The sequence below is a fragment of the Prolixibacter sp. NT017 genome (genome assembly GCF_009617875.1).
In the GTDB taxonomy this organism is placed as follows: domain Bacteria; phylum Bacteroidota; class Bacteroidia; order Bacteroidales; family Prolixibacteraceae; genus Prolixibacter.
This window is the reverse complement of record NZ_BLAV01000001.1, coordinates 2,833,022-2,856,881: the sequence shown is the minus strand read 5'-3', so window position 1 is coordinate 2,856,881 and position 23,860 is coordinate 2,833,022. Positions and strand designations below refer to the sequence as shown.

At 46.0% G+C, this 23,860-nt stretch carries 15 protein-coding genes; 14 read left to right on the top strand and 1 reads right to left on the bottom strand.

The annotated features are described in order from the left end of the window. Positions 1-15 precede the first annotated feature (15 nt). From GJU87_RS11740 to GJU87_RS11710, 7 genes are all read left to right on the top strand, one after another. Entirely contained in the window at positions 16-579 is a 564-nt protein-coding gene (locus GJU87_RS11740) for an RNA polymerase sigma-70 factor (RefSeq protein ID WP_153639699.1), read from the top strand. 151 nt (positions 580-730) lie between these two features. Beyond that, complete coding sequence (locus tag GJU87_RS11735; RefSeq protein WP_153639698.1) at positions 731-1,732, top strand: FecR family protein; 1,002 nt, start codon at positions 731-733, stop codon at positions 1,730-1,732. Positions 1,733-1,861: 129 nt separating this feature from the next. After that, positions 1,862-5,362, top strand: coding sequence for a TonB-dependent receptor (locus GJU87_RS11730; RefSeq protein WP_228491968.1), 3,501 nt, complete (start codon positions 1,862-1,864; stop codon positions 5,360-5,362). A gap of 43 nt (positions 5,363-5,405) precedes the next feature. Beyond that, complete coding sequence (locus GJU87_RS11725; RefSeq protein ID WP_153639697.1) at positions 5,406-7,217, top strand: RagB/SusD family nutrient uptake outer membrane protein; 1,812 nt, start codon at positions 5,406-5,408, stop codon at positions 7,215-7,217. Positions 7,218-7,574: 357 nt separating this feature from the next. Further along, complete coding sequence (locus GJU87_RS11720; RefSeq protein WP_153639696.1) at positions 7,575-10,748, top strand: glycoside hydrolase family 2 TIM barrel-domain containing protein; 3,174 nt, start codon at positions 7,575-7,577, stop codon at positions 10,746-10,748. Between the two features lie 224 nt (positions 10,749-10,972). After that, on the top strand, positions 10,973-11,842 hold the full coding sequence (locus GJU87_RS11715; protein WP_153639695.1) for a glycerophosphodiester phosphodiesterase family protein: 870 nt from the start codon (positions 10,973-10,975) through the stop codon (positions 11,840-11,842). A gap of 150 nt (positions 11,843-11,992) precedes the next feature. Next, positions 11,993-13,435 carry a sulfatase gene (locus GJU87_RS11710; RefSeq protein ID WP_153639694.1) on the top strand — a complete coding sequence of 481 codons (1,443 nt, stop codon included), beginning with the start codon at positions 11,993-11,995 and terminating at the stop codon, positions 13,433-13,435. Positions 13,436-13,517: 82 nt separating this feature from the next. On the opposite strand, the gene GJU87_RS11705 is transcribed toward GJU87_RS11710, so the two are convergent. Then, the gene (locus tag GJU87_RS11705; RefSeq protein WP_153639693.1) at positions 13,518-14,666 is read right to left on the bottom strand and encodes an acyltransferase; all 1,149 of its coding nucleotides are present in this window, start codon (positions 14,664-14,666) and stop codon (positions 13,518-13,520) included. Between the two features lie 2,619 nt (positions 14,667-17,285). Here GJU87_RS11705 and GJU87_RS11700 point away from each other — a divergent pair. The 7 genes from GJU87_RS11700 to GJU87_RS11670 all read left to right on the top strand — a co-directional run bounded on the left by GJU87_RS11700 (position 17,286) and on the right by GJU87_RS11670 (position 23,476). Further along, positions 17,286-17,996 (top strand): phospholipase D family protein, encoded by a 711-nt coding sequence (locus tag GJU87_RS11700; protein WP_153639692.1) that lies wholly within the window; start codon positions 17,286-17,288, stop codon positions 17,994-17,996. A 146-nt stretch (positions 17,997-18,142) separates the two neighbouring features. Continuing rightward, positions 18,143-18,841, top strand: coding sequence for a Bax inhibitor-1/YccA family protein (locus GJU87_RS11695; RefSeq protein WP_153639691.1), 699 nt, complete (start codon positions 18,143-18,145; stop codon positions 18,839-18,841). Between the two features lie 84 nt (positions 18,842-18,925). Next, positions 18,926-19,792 (top strand): AraC family transcriptional regulator, encoded by an 867-nt coding sequence (locus GJU87_RS11690; RefSeq protein ID WP_153639690.1) that lies wholly within the window; start codon positions 18,926-18,928, stop codon positions 19,790-19,792. 75 nt (positions 19,793-19,867) lie between these two features. Continuing rightward, the gene (locus GJU87_RS11685; protein ID WP_228491967.1) at positions 19,868-20,320 is read left to right on the top strand and encodes a DUF4440 domain-containing protein; all 453 of its coding nucleotides are present in this window, start codon (positions 19,868-19,870) and stop codon (positions 20,318-20,320) included. Between the two features lie 190 nt (positions 20,321-20,510). Beyond that, positions 20,511-20,981, top strand: coding sequence for a DUF4348 domain-containing protein (locus GJU87_RS11680; protein WP_153639689.1), 471 nt, complete (start codon positions 20,511-20,513; stop codon positions 20,979-20,981). A gap of 1,071 nt (positions 20,982-22,052) precedes the next feature. Further along, positions 22,053-23,033 (top strand): NAD(P)-dependent alcohol dehydrogenase, encoded by a 981-nt coding sequence (locus GJU87_RS11675; RefSeq protein WP_153639688.1) that lies wholly within the window; start codon positions 22,053-22,055, stop codon positions 23,031-23,033. Between the two features lie 59 nt (positions 23,034-23,092). After that, positions 23,093-23,476: a nuclear transport factor 2 family protein gene (locus GJU87_RS11670; RefSeq protein ID WP_153639687.1), complete on the top strand. Its 384-nt coding sequence runs from the start codon at positions 23,093-23,095 to the stop codon at positions 23,474-23,476. Positions 23,477-23,860 lie beyond the last annotated feature (384 nt).

Sequence of the window (23,860 nt, the reverse complement as noted above, 5' to 3'; positions counted from 1 at the left end):
AACTAAATATCATCTATGCACTTTGACCTGACTGATGTTCAATTGATGAATAAGATACGTGTCGGAGACTTCGATGCGTTCAGGTTATTGTTCGAACGTTACTACTCACCCTTGTGCAATTTTGCCAATTCCCGTCTGCAGGATGATTTTATTGCAGAAGACGTTGTTCAGGAGCTTTTTACGAAAGTTTGGGAAGAAAGAACCCGAATCAAATTTACCGGTTCAATAAAGAGTTACCTGTATACAGCCGTTAAAAACCGGAGCTTAAATCGTTTGAATGCTGAAATGCTCCGAAGGAAACACACAGGTGCTTTTCGGAGTAATCAAAATGAGCTGATCAGTGATATCGATTTGGAGTTGGAAGAGTTTCGAAATTACCTGTTCGAATGCATCGAAAAACTACCTCCCCGCTGTAAGACTGTTTTTGAAAAAAGTCGGTTCGAAGATTTGAAACAACAAGAAATAGCCAGTGTAATGGAAATTTCTGTTAAAACCGTTAAGGCACAGATTGGAAAGGCTTTAAAGCTGATTAAAACTTGTGTTGAACTGGTATATCCTGAATTTTCACAAAAAAACTAAAAAAAGATGTAGGACTTTTGTTTTTGGCAACTGTCCTACATAATAACAGGGCGTTTTTCGAATGTATGCGATTTGCTCAATATATTGAATCTCGCCGGTTAGGATTAAATAATACTGACTAAGTAAGTTCGGGCGGAGAGCGAACTTAAATATGAAAGAAGCATTTGAAATAATTTATACTGTCCTGACAGGAAGCGCTTCTGCTGAAGAGAAGGAACGTTTTGATAGTTTGATGGAAGAGGAGGGAAATCGTCAGCTTTTCAACCAGATTCAAAAGATTTGGGTGGAAAGTAAAGCAGTTCGCTCTTACAAAAAATATGATGCCCGACGATCCTTTCAGCAGCTGACCCGAAAAATTCAGGAAAAGAAGCGAAGAAGAAGACAGCAGATTTGGATTGGTTTTTCGGGTGTAGCCGCAGGTTTGGCATTGATGCTTGGAATATCAAACTTTATAGGTATTCCTGAGAGAAACCAGAATTCTGGCAATGTGATGTTTGCCACCCAGTTGGGCAATCGATCGGTTGTATATCTCCCCGACAGCACCAAAGTTTGGTTAAACTCCAGTTCCAGTCTTCAGTACTCTGGCGACTTCAACAAAAAGAACCGGACAGTCAGGCTGAAAGGCGAAGGATATTTTGAAGTCGCTCACAGCAGGAAACCTTTTGTTGTGAATGTCGGTCCCTTTAATATCAAAGTGTACGGAACCCACTTTAATGTGTCTGCCTACCAAAACGACCTATTTATCAAGACCTGTTTAGCGAAAGGAAAGATAAGCATCCAAAGAACAGGGTATGACGAATACATGGTCGAACCGGGGGAGTTGATTACCTATGATAAAGCTGATGCCAGCTTCTCCAAAAAAGATGTGGACCCGGATGAATATTCAGGCTGGCGGAAGAATCTGATGTATATGCACAATGAGTCATTGGAAAATCTTTCCCGAAAGCTGGAGCGAAGATATAATGTGAAGATATCCTTTGAACCCGAGAAGTTGGGTGAAGAAGTACATTATACCGGAACATTCAGCAATGAAAATATTGAAGAAGTATTGGATGCCATTTCCATTGCCAGCGGCCTGCAATTTTCGAAGAAAGACAGCCTGTATACAATAACTCGCAACAACCAGAAACTACATAAATCCTTAAATGACTAATGTGAAAACAATTAATCAGTAAAACAACAGAACAATGGAAACAAAAAACCACCGAATGCTGGCACATCCGGTGGTTGAAAAAGCCTCGTTAAAAAGGCTTTAAGTAGTATAATTCAAACATTCAAATCTATGAAAAAAAACCTGAAAGTTGAGGGATTAGGAGTCCCTTGCCTTAAAAAACTGTTGCGTATTATGCGACTTATTACCTTTCTGATCTTCGTTACCACACTGCAAGTATCTGCCAGTGTGTACTCACAGGAGACAAAACTAACACTGAATCTGAATGATGTGAGCATCGAGCAGGTTCTGAAGCAGATTGAAGCCCAGAGCGAATTCAAGTTCCTGGTTCAGGACGAACGGCTCGATATCAATCGAAAAGTGAATATCAATGTTCGGAAAGAATCCGTGCAAAGTATCCTGAAACAATTGTTCGGGGAAAGAGGCGTGGATTATGTGATTACCGATAAAAATCTAGTCATACTGAATCCGGCTGTCAAGGGGAAAGAACAATCGGCCCCGGCTCAGCCACAACAAAAGAAATCAATAAAAGGTAAGGTGACAGATACTTCGGGAGGTCCTCTTCCCGGAGTTACCGTTGTTATCAAAGGAACAACTACCGGAACTATTACGGATTCAGACGGAAACTATGTCTTATCGAATGTTCCCGAGGGGAGTGTTCTGGAGTTTTCGTTTGTAGGTATGGCTCCTCAGAGTGTGACAGTCGGAGACAAAAAGGAAATCAACGTTTCCATGAAGGAATCTTCTGTTGGGCTTCAGGAAGTGGTAGCTGTTGGTTACGGTACGCAAAAAAAGGAAACACTGACAGGATCCATTGCTACCGTGAAGAGCAATGACGTAGTGAAAGTACCTGTTACCAACGTTAGTAACAGCTTAGCTGGCCGGGCACCCGGATTAGTAGCAGTAACAGGTAGTGGTGAGCCTGGATATGATGGTACGACATTACGCATCAGGGGGAGTAACACTTTTAACGATAATAGCGTGCTGGTTGTTGTTGACGGTGTCCCTGATAGAAGTCTGGACCGGATCGATCCAAACAGCATTGCAAGTATAACGGTTTTAAAAGATGCTTCTGCTGCTATCTATGGTTCAAGAGCAGCTAATGGGGTTATCCTGGTTACGACCAAAAGAGGAAAGCTGGGAAAACCCAAACTGACATTCAATGCTGATTACGGGTTTAACCAGCCCACAAAACTTCCTAAGATGGCAGATGCAGCTACTTATGCCACCTTGTTAAATGAAGTTGCGTATTATAATGATAATTCGTTGGGAATGAATTCTGTTTACACCTCTGATCAAATACAAAAGTTCAGAGATGGTTCCGATCCGTTGCATTATCCCAACACCGATTGGTTTAAAAAAGTAATCAAACCGATGTCCGCCCAAAGCAGCAATAACGTTTCTCTTTCAGGCGGCTCCGATGCCATGCGGTATTTTGTTTCTATCGGCACGAAACATCAGGATGGGAACTATTACAATAGCGCTACATACTACAATCAATATGACTTCAGAAGCAATATTGACGGTCAGGTTACAAAGGACATTAAAATAGGATTTGACGTCGCCGGACGTTTGGAAGACAAAAACTTTCCGATTTACGGTGCCTATGATATTTTTCGGGGACTGATACAATCATACCCAACTTCTGTTGCTGTATGGCCTAACGGAGAACCTGGCCCTGCCATCGAAGGCGGCAGGAACTCTGTCGTTACCAGTACCGATGCGGCAGGGTACAGCAGGGATAAATATTATAAATTGAACACCAATCTGAAATTGGATATCAATATTCCCTGGGTCAAAGGACTGTCATTTAGCGGAAACCTTTCGTATGACCAGGGTTTCGACTTTACCAAAACCTTTAGCAAGCCGTTTAATTTGTATACATGGGACGGAACCTCTTTAGACACGAATGGAGATCCGGTTCTTAATTACAAAACCTACGGAGGTGGATATGATAATACGCCAAGCCTGAAGGAATATTTTAGAAGTGATTACAATAAACTGGCGTATGGAACACTGAATTATCAGACAACAATTGCCGAAAAACACCATTTAAAATTGATGGTGGGTTCACAGATTTCAAAAGGAAATACAGAGAATTTCAGTGCATACAGAGACCTATTTCTTTCGACTGCCATTCAGGAGCTTTTTGCCGGAGGAACAACCTACCAAACAACCGATGGAACAGGTAGTACAAATTCCCGGTTAAGTTATTTTGGCCGGTTTAACTACAGTTTTGCCAATAAATATTTGATTGAGCTGATTGGCCGGTACGATGGTTCCTACATTTTCCCCAAAAACAATCGCTTTGGTTTCTTCCCCAGCGTTTCTTTGGGCTGGGTAGTTTCGCAGGAGAACTTCTGGAAAGACCATCTTAGTTTCATTAATTACTTCAAACTAAGAGGTTCTGTCGGGCAAACCGGTAACGACCGGGTTAACGCATATCAGTACTTAACGTCATATCTGATGGGGTACCAATACGGAAAGACATATGATTCAGGTACGACCTATAACATCCCGTTTGTAACCTATTCCGGTTCAGCGTTAACGGAAATGAAAACATTGTATGAGAGTGTTTTGGCAAATAAAAATATCACATGGGAAGTAGCTAATCAGGCCAATATTGGCTTTGATGCCCGGTTTTTAAATGACAGGTTGAGCATGGAAGCCGATTACTTCTATTACAAGCGAAGCAATATCTTGTGGCCACAAAGTGCTAATGTGCCGACTTCTGCAGGACTTAGCCTGCCGAGTGTAAACTATGGTAAAGTGTCCAACCAGGGAGTCGATGGTTCAATTTCCTACAGAAGTAAAACGAGAAATCAATTCAGTTACTCGGTAACCTTTAATGCAGGATATGCCAAAAACAAAGTAATACAATGGGGTGAAACTGCCGGTGTTCCCAAATGGCAACAAACAACCGGACATCCAATGGGATCGGGGCTGTATTACCTTACCGATGGAATCTACCACAATCAGGCTGAAATTAATGCCGACAATCTAAAATACGAGATTGGTTCAACGCCACAGCCCGGCGATGTTAAGTTTGTTGATTACAACCATGATGGCGTAATCAATGCTGACGATCAGGTGAGAATATACAAGAACAATATTCCTCCATTTACATTTGGTACAAGTGTCAATCTGAATTACAAAGGATTTGACATGTCTGCCTTGCTTCAGGGAGCTACCGGTGGGGTGGCCTACATATTCTCTGAAGCCGGACAATTTGGTAATTATCTCCAAAGTTTTGCTGATGCGCGCTGGACACCAGACAATCCAACAGCCAACGGTCCGAGAACATTTAACAGAGGAAACTGGTATTGGGCTACTTTGCCAAATACCTATTGGTTGCATAAGACGAATTATGTGCGCTTGAAATCACTTCAAATCGGTTATACGCTTCCTACGAGAATGGTTAAGCGGGCAGGTCTTCAGAAGTTAAGAGTGTACTTAAGCGGATACAATTTGCTGACCTATGCTCCCGATATGACAAACTTTGATCCTGAGATGGGGGCCAACACTTCTGCCAATGGTGCGGCCAGTAGTATAACTGGATACAATTATCCTTTGGAGCGAGTGGTATCTATGGGATTGACGGTAGGATTTTAATATCCTCTGTTGTCATTTAATTAATCAAGTAAAATAATTGAACATGAAAAAGTTAATATCTCACTTAATATACTTCTCGGCCATTTTATTACTGGGGACATCCTGTAATAAAGATGTGTTGGATTTGTCTCCTACGGATTCGGTTACAGACGCGGCCGTTTTTAATTCAAGCGATGCCGGATTAATGACAGCATTCGTTAATAACATATATGAAGGCATACCCGATGGTTATAACTGGAGTATGTTGGCTTCGGTTACCGATGAAGCTCACATGAATGCAGGTAGTTGGGCCGGTATGACATCCATTATGCTTAGCCAGTTGTCACCGAGCAACTTGTCGGCTTTTGGTGCCGGAGGGTATTATGGCCAATATAACTGGGCAAGTGCCTACCAAAAGGTTAGGGCTGCCAACCTGTTTTTGTCAAAAGTAAGTGATTCGCCTGTAGATGCTGATACGAAAAATGAACTAAAGGGAGAGGTGTATTTCCTGAGGGCTTATTTGTATCACAATCTGGTATCCATGTATGGTGGAGTACCCCTGATTACCACAGCATATACCCTGACTGATTCTTTTTCGGTTGCCCGAAATACGTATGCTGAATGTATTCAGTTCATTTCTGATCAGTGTGACAGTGCTGCGAAGTATCTTCCGTTAACACAAAGTGAGATGGGGAGAGCCACAAAAGGCGCCGCCCTGGCATTAAAATCGAGGGCATTGCTTTATGCTGCCAGCGATCTTTACAATACACCTTCGGTATGGGGCAGTTATGGACATCCAGAGCTGGTTGGATATACCAATGTTTCGGCAAGCGACCGGCAAGCACGTTGGCAAAAGGCAAAAGATGCAGCCAAAGCAGTAATGGACCTGGGAGTATACTCACTTTATAAACCCGATCCGGCGAATGCTCAGGAAGCTGCTGACAATTACTATAATCTGTTTTTGTCGATGCGTACTTCAGAAGATATCTTTTCAAGATATTATACTCAAAACTTCAAAGGCTCATGGACGACATATAATCCAGGTGTTTTCCATAACCCTTGTGGTTATCATGGCTGGGGTACTGACGCGCCTACTCAGCAATTTGTTGACTCATACGAAATGAGTGACGGTAGTGCTTTCAGCTGGAATAATACTACTGAAGCCGCAGCGCCTTATCAAAACAGAGACCCGCGTTTTTATGCAACCGTTTTGTACGATGGTGCACATTGGAGGGCTAGACCTTCAGATGTATCCGGCGATCCGAATGGCGATATTCAAACAGGACACTATTACTATGATGCTAATACCATCAAAGATGGATTGGACACAAGGGGAACGAACGGTGGTGTAGATACGTGGAATGGTTCATGGACAGGATATTATCTCAAGAAAGGAGTCGATTCTTCCATTGATCCCGTTGCGGCTAAACAAACAAGTCCCTGGAGATTCATGCGCTATTCCGAGGTTCTGTTAAACTATGCTGAAGCTTGTATCGGTTTGGGGCAGGAATCGGAAGCACGAACTTATATTAATATGATTCGAAAAAGAGCAGGTATGCCGGCAATTACGACTTCCGGACCGGATTTGGTTAAGAGTTTGCGTTACGAGCGTAAAATAGAGCTGGCTTTCGAAGAACTCCGCTATTATGATATCCGGCGTTGGATGATTGGTCCAAGCGCATATGCCGATGTGGAGGGAATAAATATCCTGTACGGAAGTCCTACATCTTATTCGTCAACGTATGGCGTTGGTACTCCTGCGTACAAAGTTGAAGTTGTTGATCAGCGTGCCTGGGATCCGAAGGATTATTTCCTGCCTATCAGTAGGGACGAAATGAATAAGAACGCTAAGCTTGTTCAGAATCCGGGTTATTAATGCAGCATGAGATTGACTTATAATATATAGCCAAATAGCAGGACAGACATTCACCCGGAATAGGTGGAAATGTCTGTCCTTTTATATGTTCTTTCAGTTTCATGTTCGCAAGTGATAGCGCTAAGGTGCTCAGAAAAGTTTTTACACCTGCGAATGCTGCTGCAAGGCGGTTTATTCAGAACTGAAGGATTAACACAGTTTGAGTCTGGTTGTATTGCTTATTGCAGAAAATTAGCAAAAACTATTCTTTGTTTTATGACACAGACTGCTCTTCTTTATTTGAAGTGAGATAAAAGAAGAGCTACTGTATTAGACTTATTTCAATTTGAATAAATAATATATAAATCAATTGAATCGATGAAGAGTTGGATTTTAAAATTGCAAAAACACTCGATTTTCTCACTCGTTTTGTTCGGAATACTAGTTGCTGCAAGCAGTTCTGTATGGGCTCAAACGAGTTACGGGAATCTTCCCGACTGGGAAAATTCCCAGGTCATCGGGATTAACAAAGAACCGCCTTATCTGAGTTTTATGCATTATCCCGACAGGGTAAGTGCGTTGGCCGATAGTACACTGGAAATTCATACACCGTATTACAAGTCGTTGGACGGAATGTGGAAGTTTCATTTTTCCAAAAATCCCGCAGAACGGCCTAAAGACTTTTACAAAACCAATTTTAGCGATGGAAAGTGGGCATCCGTTAAAGTGCCGGGAGTATGGCAACTGGAAGGCTACGGAAAGCCCATTTATCTGAATAACCGTTATCCGTTTCATCCGGATTATCCGGCCCATCCTCCGTTGGTGAACGCCAATGCTGATCCGGTCGGGTCGTACCGGACCACTTTCGATGTTCCGAAAAACTGGGACGGTCGCGAAGTTTTTATCCATTTCGGTGGTGTAAAAAGTGCGTTTTACATCTGGCTGAACGGGAAAAAGATTGGTTATAGCCAGGGAAGTATGACGCCAGCCGAGTTTAATCTTACTCCTTTCCTGAAAAAGGGAAAAAACGTTCTGGCAGTTGAGGTGTATCGCTGGTCCGATGGTTCCTACCTGGAAGATCAGGATATGTGGCGTTTCAGCGGAATCTTCCGGAGCGTTTATTTATACAGTACGCCTTTGGAGCATCTCGAAGATTTCTTCGTGCGTTCGGGCCTTGATGATCGCTATGAAACGGGGATCATGCATATTACTGCCAAAGTCCGCAACTCTTCCGATGAAAATCACGAGCCGGCAACGGTTGTCGCCTACTTGTATAATGAACAGGGGCAATTGATTGGAGACGGTCCCATTGCACAGTCAAATACCATCACGGACATTCCGGCCGGTACCGATGGAATTGCTGAGCTTTATGCCAAAGTCCCAAACGTATTGAAGTGGACAGCTGAAACGCCTAATCTATATACTGTTATATTGGAACTGAAAAATTCCAAAGGCAAGGTGCTCGAAGCAGCCCGTTCGACGACTGGTTTCCGGAATATCGAAATTAAAGACGGCGTGTTGTTGGTGAATGGTGTGCCGGTTAAGTTGAAAGGAGTTAACACACATGAGCATGATCCGTTTAACGGCCGGGCCATGGATTACAAGTGGATTGAAAAGGACCTGAAATTGCTGAAACAGGCGAATGTCAATACAGTGCGTATGTCACATTACCCGCACGATCCACGTTATTACTACCTGTTTGATAAATACGGCATGTATGTGCTCGATGAGACCAACCTGGAGGCACACGGAATGCTGGAACGGGAACTCCTTCCGGGAAGTGATCCCCGCTGGACACATGCCTGTGTGAACCGGATTGCCCGTATGATTGCGCGCGATAAAAATCATCCGTCAGTCATTATTTGGTCGTTGGGTAACGAAGCGGGACATGGCGAAAACTTTGCCCAGATGGCATCGTATGCCCGCACGGTTGATCCTTCAAGGCCGATTCACTATGAGCAAATGAATAGCGTGGCTGATATGATTAGTCACATGTATCCAACGCCTCAGTGGCTGCAGCAGTTGGCTTCGGACCCGAATATTCATAAACCGATTTTCATGTGTGAATACGCTCACTCGATGGGTAATTCAACGGGAGGATTAACGACCTACTGGAATTTAATTAATCACTACAAAAACCTGATTGGCGGTTGTATCTGGGACTGGGTCGATCAGGGGCTGTATAAAAAGGATGCCAAAGGTAAAATGTTTTGGGCCTATGGTGGCGACTACGGCGACGATCCCAATGATGCGAATTTCAATATCAACGGTTTCGTCTCACCCGACAGGAAGCCCAATCCGGCTTATTATGAGGTGAAACACGTGTATCAGTATGTGACGTTCAAAGCCGGCGATTTGAATCGTGGGGAGGTTCTGGTTCACAACGGATATTACCATCAAAATCTCAGCGGGTTTGATGTAAAATGGACACTGACACAGAATGGTAAAACGATCCAATCGGGCGTGATCGATACACTGACAACGCCTGCTAACGGCTGGGCGAGGCTTCATTTACCTATTGAGCAACCCAAACTGGAAGCAGGCAGCGAATACTGGCTGAACCTGAATCTGACCCTGAAGAAGAACAAGTTCTGGGCGGATAAAGGATTCACATTGGCCTGGGATCAGTTCAAAATGCCCTGGGCTGTCGCTCCAGCTACGACGCCTGGTAAAGCCAACGGAAAAGCTGTTCAGGTGAAGCAAACAGATGATGCCATCACTCTGACGGGAGCTTCTTTTGCCATGACCATATCCAAAGAGAATGGTTCGCTGGAAAGTTATACCTCGAAAGGAAAATCGTTGATCAGCGGTCCATTGAATCCTAATTTCTGGCGGGCAGAAACCGATAACGACAGAGCAGGTTGGCGCGGAGAACTTAATGCATGGAAAGGAGCGGGTTCCGAACGCAAAGTCACAGATGTGAAACTGAGTCAGCCGGATAATCAACCCGTTGTTGTGACAGTTGGCGGAACATTGCCGGTTGGTCAGTCAACATGGCAACTGAAATACACGGTTTATGAAAATGGTGTTGTTCAGGTGAATCAAACGCTGACTCCTGTTGGAGACGTTCCTGCTTATATTCCTGTTGTCGGTATGAGCCTAAGAATTCCTAAAGAATTTGGAACCATGACCTGGTACGGCCGCGGCCCTTGGGAAAATTATTCCGACCGGCAAACCGGGGCAAATGTTGGTTTGTATTCTGGCTTGGTTGATTCCTTATGGACAAATTATGTCCGTCCTCAGGCTAACGGCAACCGTGATGGTGTGCGCTGGGTACGATTTACCAACAAGAATGGTCAGGGACTCATGGTCGTTGGCCAGTCTCCACTCAGTGTCAGTGCATGGCCGTATTCGTTGCAGGATTTGGAACAGGCCAAACATATCGACGATTTGCCGGTACGCGATTTCATTACGGTCAATCTGGATGACAAACAGATGGGCGTTGGTGGTATCGATTCATGGAGCCGTAATGCACGGGCTATGCCGCCTTATCGTTTACCTTCCGACCAACAATATCAGTACGGATTCTATCTCTATCCTTACCAAAAGTAAAGTTTCAACTGATAAGTTAACCTCAAAAATCCACTGCGGAGTCGTCGAAAGGCGGCTCCGCTTTTTTATCAGCAGGATGAAGCGGACAAAATAACGAGGATGCTTACGTGAGTTTCCATCGAAAACTGTATAAAAAGTGTGGGGCGGTTGAGGTGCAGTGACCGGACACCCCTATTTATCTTGCTTAATCCGTTAAATTAATCATCATAACAAGCATAGGAACAATGAAACGATTACTCTTGTCACTCCTCGTTGTGTTTATACTGCAGGGAATATCCGACGTATGGGCTCATGGGGCTGAAAATTTCAACAGGACGCTTAAAAGACATCAGGAACGGGAGCAAAAAAAAGCAGATGACGGTTTTGCCACGAATGGTGTAATTGCACACCGGGGAGCCTGGAAAGCGAAAAAACTACCTAAGAATTCCATCGCATCATTAAAGCAGGCCATGAAGCTGGGTGTTGCCGGCTCAGAGTTTGATATTCACGGAACGGCCGATGGTGTGCTGGTTGTTCACCACGACAACACCTTTAACGGATTGATGATCGAGAAGACGAACTATGCCGATTTACTCAAGTTCAAGCTCTCCAATGGTGAGCCGATTCCCACGTTGGAACACTACATCCAAACCGGTATGTCGCAGCACCGCACCCGGTTGATTGCGGAATTAAAGCCTTCTGTTATCAGCAAAGAGCGTTCCATCGAATTAGCCAATAAGGTTGTGGCAATGGTGCAAAGGCTGCACGCGCAGGAATGGATGGTTTATATCAGCTTTAGTTATGATATTCTGAAGCGGATTCACGAACTCGATCCCGATGCCCGTCTCATGCCACTGCAAAAAAGTGTCGGTATTTTGCAGATGAAAGCCGATGACATGTGGGGCATCGATTTCTATTCCGGCGCTTTCAAAAAGAATCCCGAATTGATGGAGGTAGCGCACAGTAACGGATTGAAAGTAAATGCCTGGACGGTGGATAAGCCGGAAGTGATGGACGCACTACTGCGCCAGGGGGTCGACTTCATTACGACCGACGAGCCGGAGATGTTACTGAAGAAAGTGGCTCAACGCAAAAAAGCGGCAAAGAAGAAGTAGTTTCTCTTTGTTGTCAGAAGATAACGGATACCAAACCGTGGATTTTCAATGAATCATTCCTGGAAATAACTAATTTAAGGTCTTTATTCCGCAGGATTCCATGTACCTGCTCAACCTGTAAAACCAAATCATAAAACTGAATCCGAAACGATGAAAACAAAGAATCTTTTGCTGGGCCTGGCTTTATTGACGCCTGTGGTGGCCAGTGCGGTGAAACCGGCTCCTGTAGAAAAGAAACCCAATGTGGTCATCTTCTTTATCGATGACATGGGCTATTCCGATATTAGCTGTTATGGTCAGAGGAAATGGAAAACACCCAATATCGATCAGCTGGCGGAAAACGGAATCCGGTTTACCGATGCCTACTCGGCTTCTCCTATTTGCAGTCCGTCACGGGCAGGTTTGCTTACCGGCCGCTATCCGGCACGCATGGGCATTCAGCAGGTGTTTTTCCCCGGTAACTATACTGGTATTCCGCAAAAAGAGTTATTGATTTCCGAATTGCTGAAAACAGCCGGCTATAAGACGGGAATCATTGGAAAGTGGCATCTGGGAAGCCGCGAAAAATTCCTTCCGCTGCAAAACGGATTTGATGAGTATTTCGGGATACCGTATAGCAACGACATGGCCGAACAGGTCTATTTGAGAGGGAATGATGTGGTGCAGTACCATATCGACCAGGCGCACATGACAAAGAAATACACCGAGGAAGCCATCTCGTTCATCGACCGGCACAAGGATCAACCATTCTTCCTCGAGCTGGCGCATAACATGATGCACGTGCCCATCTTCTGCTCACCCGAGTTCCGGGGAAAATCGGGCGCGGGCCTTTACGGAGATGCCGTGCTCGAAGTCGACTGGAGCATCGGGCAGGTGATGGCCGAGCTGAAGAAACAGGGACTTTTGGATAATACGCTGGTCATCTTTTCCAGTGACAACGGTCCGTGGTTACAGGAAGGGCCGCTGGGAGGAGAGGCGAAACCCCTGCGGGAAGGGAAGACCACCAGTTACGAAGGTGGCGTTCGGGTTCCGCTCATCGCTTACTGGAAAGGGAAAATCAAGCCGCGTACCAATCATGACGTGGTCCGGAACCTCGACTGGTTTCCGACCCTGGCTGATATCTGTGGAGTTGCCGTTCCCGACAGCATCCGTCTCGATGGTTACGATATCTCGGGCGTATTGTTGCGTGGAGAGAAGAGCCCAGGCAATGTGTACGCTTACTTCCGCAATAATAAAGACGTAACCAGTCTTCGGGTAGGCGACTGGAAGATTACTTTGCCACAGGATAAAATCGTAGGGAACTTCTGGCGGGCCAGCACGGCGGCGCACGATACGCTGCTCTTCAACCTGAAGGACGATCCGTCGGAAACGACCGACCTGTTTCACAAATATCCCGAAAAGGCGAAGGAGATGACCAAAGCCATTGAAACCTACAAAGCCAATTTCGGGCCAATTCCGCCCGCATTGGTGGTATGGGGCAACGATCAGCGGAGAGAGCTGCAACAACAGCGCCATAAAGCCATTGAAGAGGCGAAGAAACGCGGCATCAAGAGCAAGAAAGACGAGGTCGACGGTTTCATCGAAGTCAAATAACCGGCCCGTGTCCGATTCATAAACAATTACATAATCCACACCAATGGTAGAGACGCGCTACAGCGCGTCTCTAATAATATGTTTATTTCACCGTCTTGTGCATAAACCGTTTGGCCAGCCAGTTGCGTACCGGCACGTCGTACAGTTTCAACGCACCATAGGCGATGGCAATAGCCGAAACAATCATCAGCACGCCCACTGGCCAGGCTTTTGACATGGGTACCTGGTTGTCGACTACCCAGGCGGTAAAGATATAAATCAGCGGATAGTGCGTAATGTATAGCGGGTACGAAAGGTCGCCCAGGAAACGCGTGATTTTCGTCGCAAATTTCCCGGTCACTTTACCGCTGGCGCCGATGTACACAATCAGCGGGAAAACGAAGATGATGGTCAGCGAATCGTACAGGCCGTTCATCCACAGGTGCTCGCTTCCGCCCACACGCGGAAACGAGAGGGCGACGATAACCAGCAGACTGGCCCACAGAAACGCGTATTTGATGCGTCCCGGTTGGGCGATGCGCGACAACAACAGTCCGGCAAAGAACGGGTACATCAAACGGGTCAAACCTACGCGCAATTGTTCCGGATTAACCGACCAGCCGCCAATCACGTCGCCGTTGGGACTGGTAACTGCCAGGTGTATCAGCGCAGCGCCGGCCAGAAATACCAGCACAGCCAGCGCTTTCTTCGAGAATTTCCGGATGAACAGTGCGTACAGAATGTTTGCGACGTATTCGAAAAAGAGCGACCAGGCCGGGCCATCCAGCGGATGCATCTCGCCCCAACCCCTGATTTCGAGTGACGGCGGTACGGGCAGCAGGGTAAACCCGATGAACATTACCAGCAGTAACTTCCATACGGGAACACTTGCAATCCCCGGGAAAAGGATGGGCGATGCGCTGAAATAAAACCCGATGGCGCCGATAATCATTCCCATAACAATCATCGGGTGAAGTCGGATCAGGCGTCGCTTGAAAAAGTCTTTTAACGTCATTTTGCCCCAACGGTCGTCGTAGGCATAGCCAATCACAAATCCCGAGAGGACAAAGAAAAAGTCCACCGCCAGGTAGCCGTGGTTCATGATTTGCTTCAGGTGGTTACCTCCGCTAAAGGTTTCGAAGAAGTGGAAGATGACCACCATCACCGCGGCCACGCCGCGCAGCCCGTCGAGAATCTCATAGTGGCTTTTGGAATCCGAAAAAGTGGATAGGTGTTTGTTAGTTGAATTCATGTTGAAAGCTTGTGGTGTTTTAATTAGGATGACTAAGATGCGCTGTCGCCAGCGGCGGTCAAACGCGCCATGAAGATAAATCATTTCACCCAAAAAACAGGGACATATTGTACTTTTGACAGACAAAAATGAGTCCCGCAACGGAAACGGTGTTTCAGGTTTCACGTTTCAGGTTGTGCTGCAAGGTTGCTGTTGTTCGTCAGGCTGAAGGCCTGAAAGCCCATAGCCCGGGGCAAGGAGGTACGACGCCGCCCCGGGATCGAATGCCCCGCATAGGCAGGAGGCGCACGTTCGAAACAGGATTGGAATGGAAACGCTCCTGCGCCGCACATGCCGGCGTTGAACAGAACGTCCCTTAACCCGTAGATTGACCGCCATTCATTCATCGATATCTTTGTGGACCTTGTGCTTGCTTTGCGTTCATTGTGGTTTAATTTTTCACCACGAAGGACACTAAGTTTTACACAACGGACACGAAGAAGCCCTTCATCGAAGCCGAACCTGATAAGGGGTACGCACGGCCACGATATATCGTGACCAGGCATCAAGAGTAAACTATATGGTTTCAGGTTGTGCTTTTGTGGTTACTGTGGTTATGAAGGTTACTGTTGTTCGGCTTCGAGGTTAAGATATTTCCACCTTTGACTTTTGACCTCTTAACTGTTCGTCAGGCTGAAGGCCTGAAAGCCCATAGCCCGGGGCAAGGAGGTATGACGCCGCCCCGGGATCGAATGCCCGCATAGGAAGAAGGCGCACATTCGAAACAGGATTGGAAAGGAAACGTTCCTGCGCCGCACATGCCGGCGTTGAACAGAACGTTCCTTAAACCGTCGATTGACCGCCATTCATTCATCGATATCTTTGTGGACCTTGTGCTTGCTTTGCGTTCATTGTGGTTTAATTTTTCACCACGAAGGACACTAAGTTTTACACAACGGACACGAAGAAGCCCTTCATCGAAGCCGAACCTGATAAGGGGTACGCACGGCCACGATATATCGTGACCAGGCATCAAGAGTAAACTATATGGTTTCAGGTTGTGCTTTTGTGGTTACTGTGGTTATGAAGGTTACTATGGTTACTGTTGTTCGAAGAAGACATTAGACTCCAGACATGAGACGATATAGTTAAGATATTTCAGGTTTCAAGTTTCAGGTTGTGCTGCAAGGTTGCTGTTGTTCGTCAGGCTGAAGGCCTGAAAGCCCATAGCCCGGGGCAAGGAGGTACGATGCCGCCCCGGGATCGAATGCTCCGCATAGGAAGGAGGCGCACGTTCGGAACAGGATTGGAAAGGAAACGTTCCTGCGCCGAACAGAACGTTCCTTAAACCGTCGATTGACCGCCATTCATTCATCGATATCTTTGTGGACCTTGTGCTTGCTTTGTGTTCATTGTGGTTTAATTTTTCACCACGAAGGACACTAAGGTTTACACAACGGGCACGAAGAACCCCTTCATCGAAGCCCAACCTGATAATGGGTACGCACGGCCACGATATATCGTGGCCCTACGGCAACGGCGCAGCCCAGCAATAGAAATAACATCAACAACAAAAACCACAGAAACATTTGCAACCTGAAACTTTGGTCTTAAAACTTAAAACTTAACACAAATATGTAAGTGACGTCTTGGGAATTCTCCCAAAGCTTGCTAACTCCAGAGGAAGCCTTTCGAATTGTCGAACGACGTCCCTGGCAAAAAGTGAGGCCTTTCGAATTGTCGAATTGCTTCCCCGGACAAAAAGTGAGCGTTTTCGATTATTCGAATTGCTTCCCCGACCAAAAAGTGGACGTTTTCGAGTACTCGAATTGCTTCCCCCGGCCAAAAGAGAGCTTTTCGAGTTGTCGAATGGCGTCCCTGACGAAAAGTGAGCGTTTTCGAATTGTCGAACGGCTTCCCTGACGAAAAGTGGGTGTTAATCATTTGCTAATTGCTCCGCTGGCAAAAAGTGGAGGCTTAAGCATTTGTTAACGGCATCGCCGGCAAAAACTTCATCAGTGGCTTTAAGGATGACATCCCTGGAAACGCAGCAACGGACGTTCTTGGCTGATTGTCGGCCTGTGCACCTCTGGTTATCAAGGTCAAACTAACCCGGGCCTGTCCCGACTACCGTCGCGGGCGGCCTTCGATAAACATCCCGGGTAAAAATCATATCAGCCTTTCAGTCTTTATGGCGACGGTTATTGGGAACGATATCGACGGTCAGGACAGGTCCTGACCCTACTCAATCGCAACTCTGTCTTTGCCTCTTTTCTTAACACTTAACACCTAAAACTTAAAACTCTTCCAACAACAGAAACCGCTCCCAACCTGAAAAGTCTCATGTCTGGAGTCTCTCATCTAACATCTTTTGTCAATTTATATCCATTCTCAATAGTTCGATTTCTTCCGTGAACGTACCGATTTCTTCCGTGAACGGTCGGATCTGGTATGTGAACGGAAAATTGGCTATTTAGAGTTTTTTTGAAACATTGTAGTAAACAATAAGATTTTGGCTAGGATCGTTATTTTGGAGTCATGAATGGGATTTATGAAAAAATGGCTATACAAGTAAACATGAATTACAACGGCTAACTAACAACACATATAATAATAGAATTATTAAATCAATAACAGTAGATGGCTGATTTTTTAACAACAAATGGGATATCATATCGGATAGAGACTATCATTATGGAGGCAAAGAACGAGCTGACGTTAGTATCCCCCTATTTACAATTATCGAAAACATTTTATGAAAGATTGAAAGATGCTTCGAATAAGAATGTGAATATTAAAATCATTTATGGTAAGGATGATTTGAAACCAAACGAACGTAATTCCCTTGCAGAACTCGATAATATAGAGCTATATTACTTTCAGAATTTGCATGCTAAATGTTATTTCAACGAAACTGACATGGTAATCACTTCCATGAATATGTATGAATTTTCTGAAAAGAATAATAGAGAAATGGGAGTACATATTACAAAACAAAATGACTTGAACCTCTATGAAAAAGCATGGAATGAAACATTGTCAATTATTCAATCTTCCGAGCCAATTCAACTTGCTAAAACCAAAAGGCAACTAAAAAAAGATACTAGCAAGCAAAAAACAGAATCTAGCTCAAAGGATGATAAAAGACCTAAGCGTGGGTATTGTATTCGATGTGAAGCAAGAATTCCCTATGACATAGAAAAGCCATATTGTTGGGACTGCTATGCAGTTTGGGCACAGTTTGAGAATCCTGACTATGAAGAAAACGTTTGTCATAGTTGTGGAGAGTTTGGAGAATCAACAATGGCGAAGCCCGTATGCTATGATTGCTATAAAAAATATGAAAAGTAACGCTTAGTTTAACATGTCATGACACGCGAAGAACACCTCAAACTTTGTACGGTTTGCCAAAACCGGGGAGCTTGAGGTATGTTTTCCCTGGGCATTTTATATTTTAGGCGTCTGAATTGTAATTTATTTAACCAAATAGAATACGAATGGACAATTACATTGGAATTTCGAGGGAGGAGGCGTTGGCCGAAACGCAGCGGTTCTTCGTGAAAGTATACAGCTGGATGTCGTTTGCGCTGCTGGTTACCGGGGGCGTCGCCATGTGGACAGCCATGCATGTGGATATCGTGCGGATGATTGTTCAGAACCGGATGTTGTTCTTCGGATTGATTATCGGCGAGTTCCTGATGGTCGGTTACCTGGTGGGATGGATTCAGAAGATGTCGGCGCAAACTGCCACGCTGGTGTTTGTGCTCTATTCCGTGTTAAACGGACTGACCTTTTCGGTGATTTTCCTGTTGTACACGGCTGGTTCCATCGCATCGACATTTTTCATCACGGCTGGCACCTTCGCGGCGATGAGTGCCTACGGGTACTTCACCAAAAGCGATTTGACCCGCTGGGGCAGCCTGTTGTTCATGGGGCTCATCGGGGTCATCATTGCCTCGGTGGTCAACATGTTTTTTCATAGTCCGGCCCTGTACTGGTTTACGACCTACGCCGGCGTGCTGATTTTCGTGGGGCTGACGGCTTATGATACGCAGAAGATAAAAAAGATGAACGTTATCGGGAACGAAGGAACCGAAGAGGACAAGAAGGAAGCCATTGTCGGGGCCCTCATCCTGTACCTCGATTTCATCAACCTGTTCCTGCTCCTGCTGCGGTTGTTTGGAAGAAGAAGATAAAGGATATTCAGATATTCGGTAAAAGGGTTAGGACATTTCCTGACCCTTTTTTAATTTTCGGATGCTGAATGTGAGGCAAATGAAATGATGAAACAATACCATTTCCATAAGACCAAGTATGGCGAAGAGTTACTCATCGACCTGATCCGGCTGGAAAGTCTGGAGCCGTATCTTTTGGAGGATCCGACCCATCGCCTCGACTACTATGATGTGACACTTATCCTGGACGGCGAGGGAACATTCAGCATCGACGACAATACACAACCGGTTGAACGCGGCCGCATTTTCTTTTCGGCCCCGGGACAAGTGCGCAGCTGGCAATATGACCACATCCCGAAAGGCTACGCTTTGATTTTTGAAGAAGAGTTTCTTTGCGCGTTCTTCAACGATTCGCAGTTTGTGAAAAAGCTCTCGTGTTTCAATAGCAATGGAGCTTCTGTGGCGTTGGAGCCGGCCTCCGCCGAATTCGGGCAACTCATACAACTCATGGAGAGCATCCGAAAGGAGATGGATAATTACCAGACGGGTGGTCAGCATATCCTCCGGGCGTTGCTGTACCAGGCGCTCATGTTACTGAACCGGATTTGCCTGGCGCAACACCCGTTGTTGGCCCCCAAACAGGGTAACCGGTACGTCGATGAGTTTATCCAACTGGTGAATATCCATTACCCCGATAGCCGCTCGGTCGATTACTATGCCGGGCAATTGCACATCACGCCGGGGCATCTCAACGATTTGGTGAAGAAGCATACGGGCGTCAGCGCCAAGCAGCACATATTGCACCGGACCATGCTGGAAGCAAAGCGACTGCTAATGTATACTTCCATGACCATCGATGAAATTGCCGCTCACCTAAACTACGCGAGTACGAACTATTTCGTCCGGGCATTTAGCAAAAGCACCGATACGACACCCCTCCGTTTCCGGAGGAAAGAAATCCGCGAAAAGTGACATTTTGCCCTTTGTTTGTTCTTGGGAAACAGTTCAGACTCCCATTACCTTTGAACTATTCAAAAACGATTTCTCATGAAAAAACAAACACTAATCTTTCTTTTGATCATGTTAGTTACCAGTTCCTATGCACATGCAGCCGATAGCGTGCCGGCTAAAATTATCGCTTTGGAAAAAGCCGCGCTGGAAAAGTGGAACAACGGCGATCCGAGTGGTTACTTATCTCTGTCGGCAAGCGATGTGGTGTATTTCGATCCGTCACTCCCGCAACGGCTGAACGGAATTGAAGCCCTCACGAAGTATTACGAACCGGTAAAGGGACAAATACACGTCGACCGGTACGAGATGCTTCATCCGCTGGTGCAATCGACGGAAAAAATGGCCGTGCTAACCTTTAACCTGGTGTCGTATCAGGGCGAAAAGGCCTCGCGATGGAATTGTACCGAAGTATACCGGCTCGAAGATGACGGGAACTGGAAAATTATCCAGACGCATTGGTCGCCTGTGCAGCCGTTTGCGAATAAATAACTCCGCGGTGTACCGGGATGGAAGGACAGGGCGCAAGGTCTGTCCTTTTTTTGTGGCAGATGACAGCCGCTGTTTTTTATTGTTCATTGAATATTGAATTAGAGATGATTGCTTTCAGTCTGCCCAAATTTTTGTAACTATGTAAAACAAATACCGTAACGTTTAACAGACCAACAAAAAACCTTACTGCATGAAGAGACAGATTGCTAACCATCTCCCCGTGACCTTGTTGATATTGGTGGGCTTGCTGTGGCTCAGCCTGCCGGGATGTCACACGAAGAAAGAGGCCGTGAACGCCTCGAAAGCCAACCCGGAGGAGACCGCCACGAAGAGCAAAAGTAAAGCCGTGGAGGATTTCGACCAGTTTTACAACCGCTTCCACAACGACAGCACGTTTCAGATGTCACGCCTGAAGTTTCCCATTGGCGGAGCGTCGGTGGATGTGGACGGCACCGAACAGTGGACGAAGAAGAACTGGCACATCATGAAAACGAAGATTTACGACATCGACACCACCCAATACAAGGTGACCTATCACAAAACACCCCTGGAGTTTACCCAGCACGTCTGGATTCCCGACACCGGCTTCAGCTCCAAATGCCGCTTCGAACTAATCGGGAAGAAGTGGTACCTGGTGTACTGCCTGGATGAGAACCTGTAGGTAATGGATAATGTGCAATGAGAAATGAACAATAGGTTTCAGGTTTCAGGTTGCGCTCCGCGGTTCCTGTGGTTATGGAGGTCACTATTGTTTCTGTAGTTAGGCTTCGAGGTTAAGATATCACCAGGATTGAAATTTCCACCTTTGACATTTGAACTCTTAATTGTTTGTCAGGCTGAAGGCCTGAAAGTCCATAGCCCGGGGTAATCCGAGATGAATATCGAGGAGCCACCCCGGGTTGGAATAGTGTAATCAACAAGAGGCGCACCTGCCGGCAATGATTGAAACGGAACCGTTTCTGCGCCGCACATGAAGGGGTGCCAGTTGGTTGCGCTCCGCGGTTCCTGTTGTTCGGCTTCGATGAGGACTCTTTGTGGTCCTCGTGCAAAACCATTGTGGCCTTTGTGGTAAAAAAACATGAACCACAATGTACACGAGGAAAGCACAACGTGCTCAAAGACATCAATGAATGATGTACCGCGAAGTAGCCTTGTAATATTCAACCCATAGGGTGGTGAACGGGAGTAAGGCCCAGCCCTAAAATTGATTGGAGGTGATGAATATGTATCCCTGCGGGAAATGTTGCGTCAACAATAGCAACGACAGAAACAGCTACCGCGAAGCGCAACCTGTAACCTAAAACTTTCCAAAATTCCACGCAGATGCCGCAAAGATTTTCGCTGAGAACGCAAGGAGGATACCTCTCCTCGAACCGTAACAATCGGAACCACAGTAACGACAGGAACAATGTCAGTTACAGGAACCTTTGAGCGTAACCTGAAACCCATTTTTTGCACAGCCACGATGTATCGTGGCCCTACCTGTCTGCAGCCGGATGAACCAAAGGAAAACAACAGTAACCACAGAAACGATAGGAATCACGGTAACCGCGAAGCGCAACCTGAAACCTGAAATGTTTTTCGTCTCATGTCTTTCTTCTGGAATCTTCTTTTCTTAACATCTAACACTTAAAACTCTTCTAACAACAGAAACAACTATAACCGGGGAAGCCATCCATTTGCCAAAATTTCAGTATCTTATCACTTGCATTTTTAACCAAAACCTGACTTCATGAAAGCAGCGATTCGAACCCAATATGGCTCCCCCGATGTATTAAAAGTAGAAGAAACTCATCAGCCCGTTCCCCTCGAAAACGAACTATTGGTGAAAGTGTATGCGGCCACCGTTAACCGCACCGACTGTGGCATTCTGACCGGAAAACCTGCCATCATCCGGTTGTTCACAGGTTTGCTGGAACCCTCTGATGCAACGACCGGCACCGATTTTGCCGGGTTAGTGGTCGCCGTGGGAAGCCAGGTGACGGCCTACAAAGCCGGCGACAGGATTTGGGGATTCAACGACAGGGGCCTCCGCTCACATGCTGAATACATGACCGTTTCGGAAAACGAAGCGATAGCGGTTATCCCGGAAGGGATTACTTATGAGCAGGCTGCTGCCAGCATCGAGGGCGCACATTATGCCTACAACTTCATCAAGCGGGTGCCGCTGGGCGGTAACCGGAAGGTTTTGCTGAACGGTGCTACCGGCGCCATTGGCTCAGCTGCGTTGCAAATGCTGAAATACTACGGAGCCGAAGTGACGGCTGTTGGCAATACACCCAACCTCAATCTGCTCAAATCGATGGGTGCCGACCGGGTGATTGATTACACGGCGGAAGATTTTACGCAGGACCGGGAGCAGTACGATTTTGTTTTCGATGCGGTGGGGAAAAGTACGTTCGGGAAGTGCAAGTCCCTGTTGAAACCTGGCGGTGTATACATCTCGTCGGAGTTGGGGCCTAATGCAGAGAATCCGTTCCTCGCCCTGTGGACACCCGTCACACGCGGCAAACAGGTTCGCTTTCCGTTACCGACCGATCGCAAGAGCAGCATAGGTTTCATCAAAAAGCTGTTGGAAGAAGGTAGGTTCCGGCCGATCATCGACCGTCGCTACCCGTTGGCAGATATCGCCGAAGCTTTCCGGTATGTGCTCACCGGGCAGAAGACTGGAAATGTAATCCTTACCTGTAACCAGGATGGAGAAAGAGTATGAGATAGAGAAACAAATTGAGGAGTTGATACAGAAATACAATATCAAATAACATCAGAATTATGACGCAGGACGATTACCGGAAAATCATTGAAAACTATGTCGATGCCTATAATCACTTCGATGTGGATCGGATGCTGGCCGACATCGACGAAGAGGCTCGTTTCGAAAACATATCTGAAGGTGAAGTGACTTTGACGACAGAGGGGAAGGATGCCTTGCGGGAACAGGCCCGGGAAGCAGCTGAAGTTTTCAGCGAAAGAGAGCAAGTCATTTCCAGCTTTCAGTTCCATGAACAGGAGGTTGAAGTGGATGTGGATTTCAGCGCTACGCTGGCCATCGACTTTTCCGAAGAATTGAAAACCGGCGACCGGATTGCGATGACAGGGAAATCGGTTTTCACCTTCCGGGAAGATAAAATCATCGCGCTGAAAGATATTAGCTAGTGAGGAAGCTTGATTGCATAAACCACCGATAAGAAAATCGTCGTGAGTAAGGGTATTTTCATCGTCAACTGTCTTTACACCGATATGCATTTCTAACTAAAGCGATCATTAACTTGTCCAGACCATGATGAAATTACTCTTTTGGTTAGGTTTTCTGCTGGCGATCCTGTTGACGCTGGTTCCCGTATTTGGGTAAATTATTGCTGGTTGACGGAGTCTCTTTGTGGGGAATACGAATTGTACGAAACGAAGTCCGATGATAGTTATGAATTACGCTAATTCAAGCTAATTACGCGAGTTGGGCTTCGAGGCTTTAAAAAATTTTGAACGCTGAATGTCGAATGATGAATTATGCTCCCAGGTTGCTAGAGTAGTAGGCCTGAA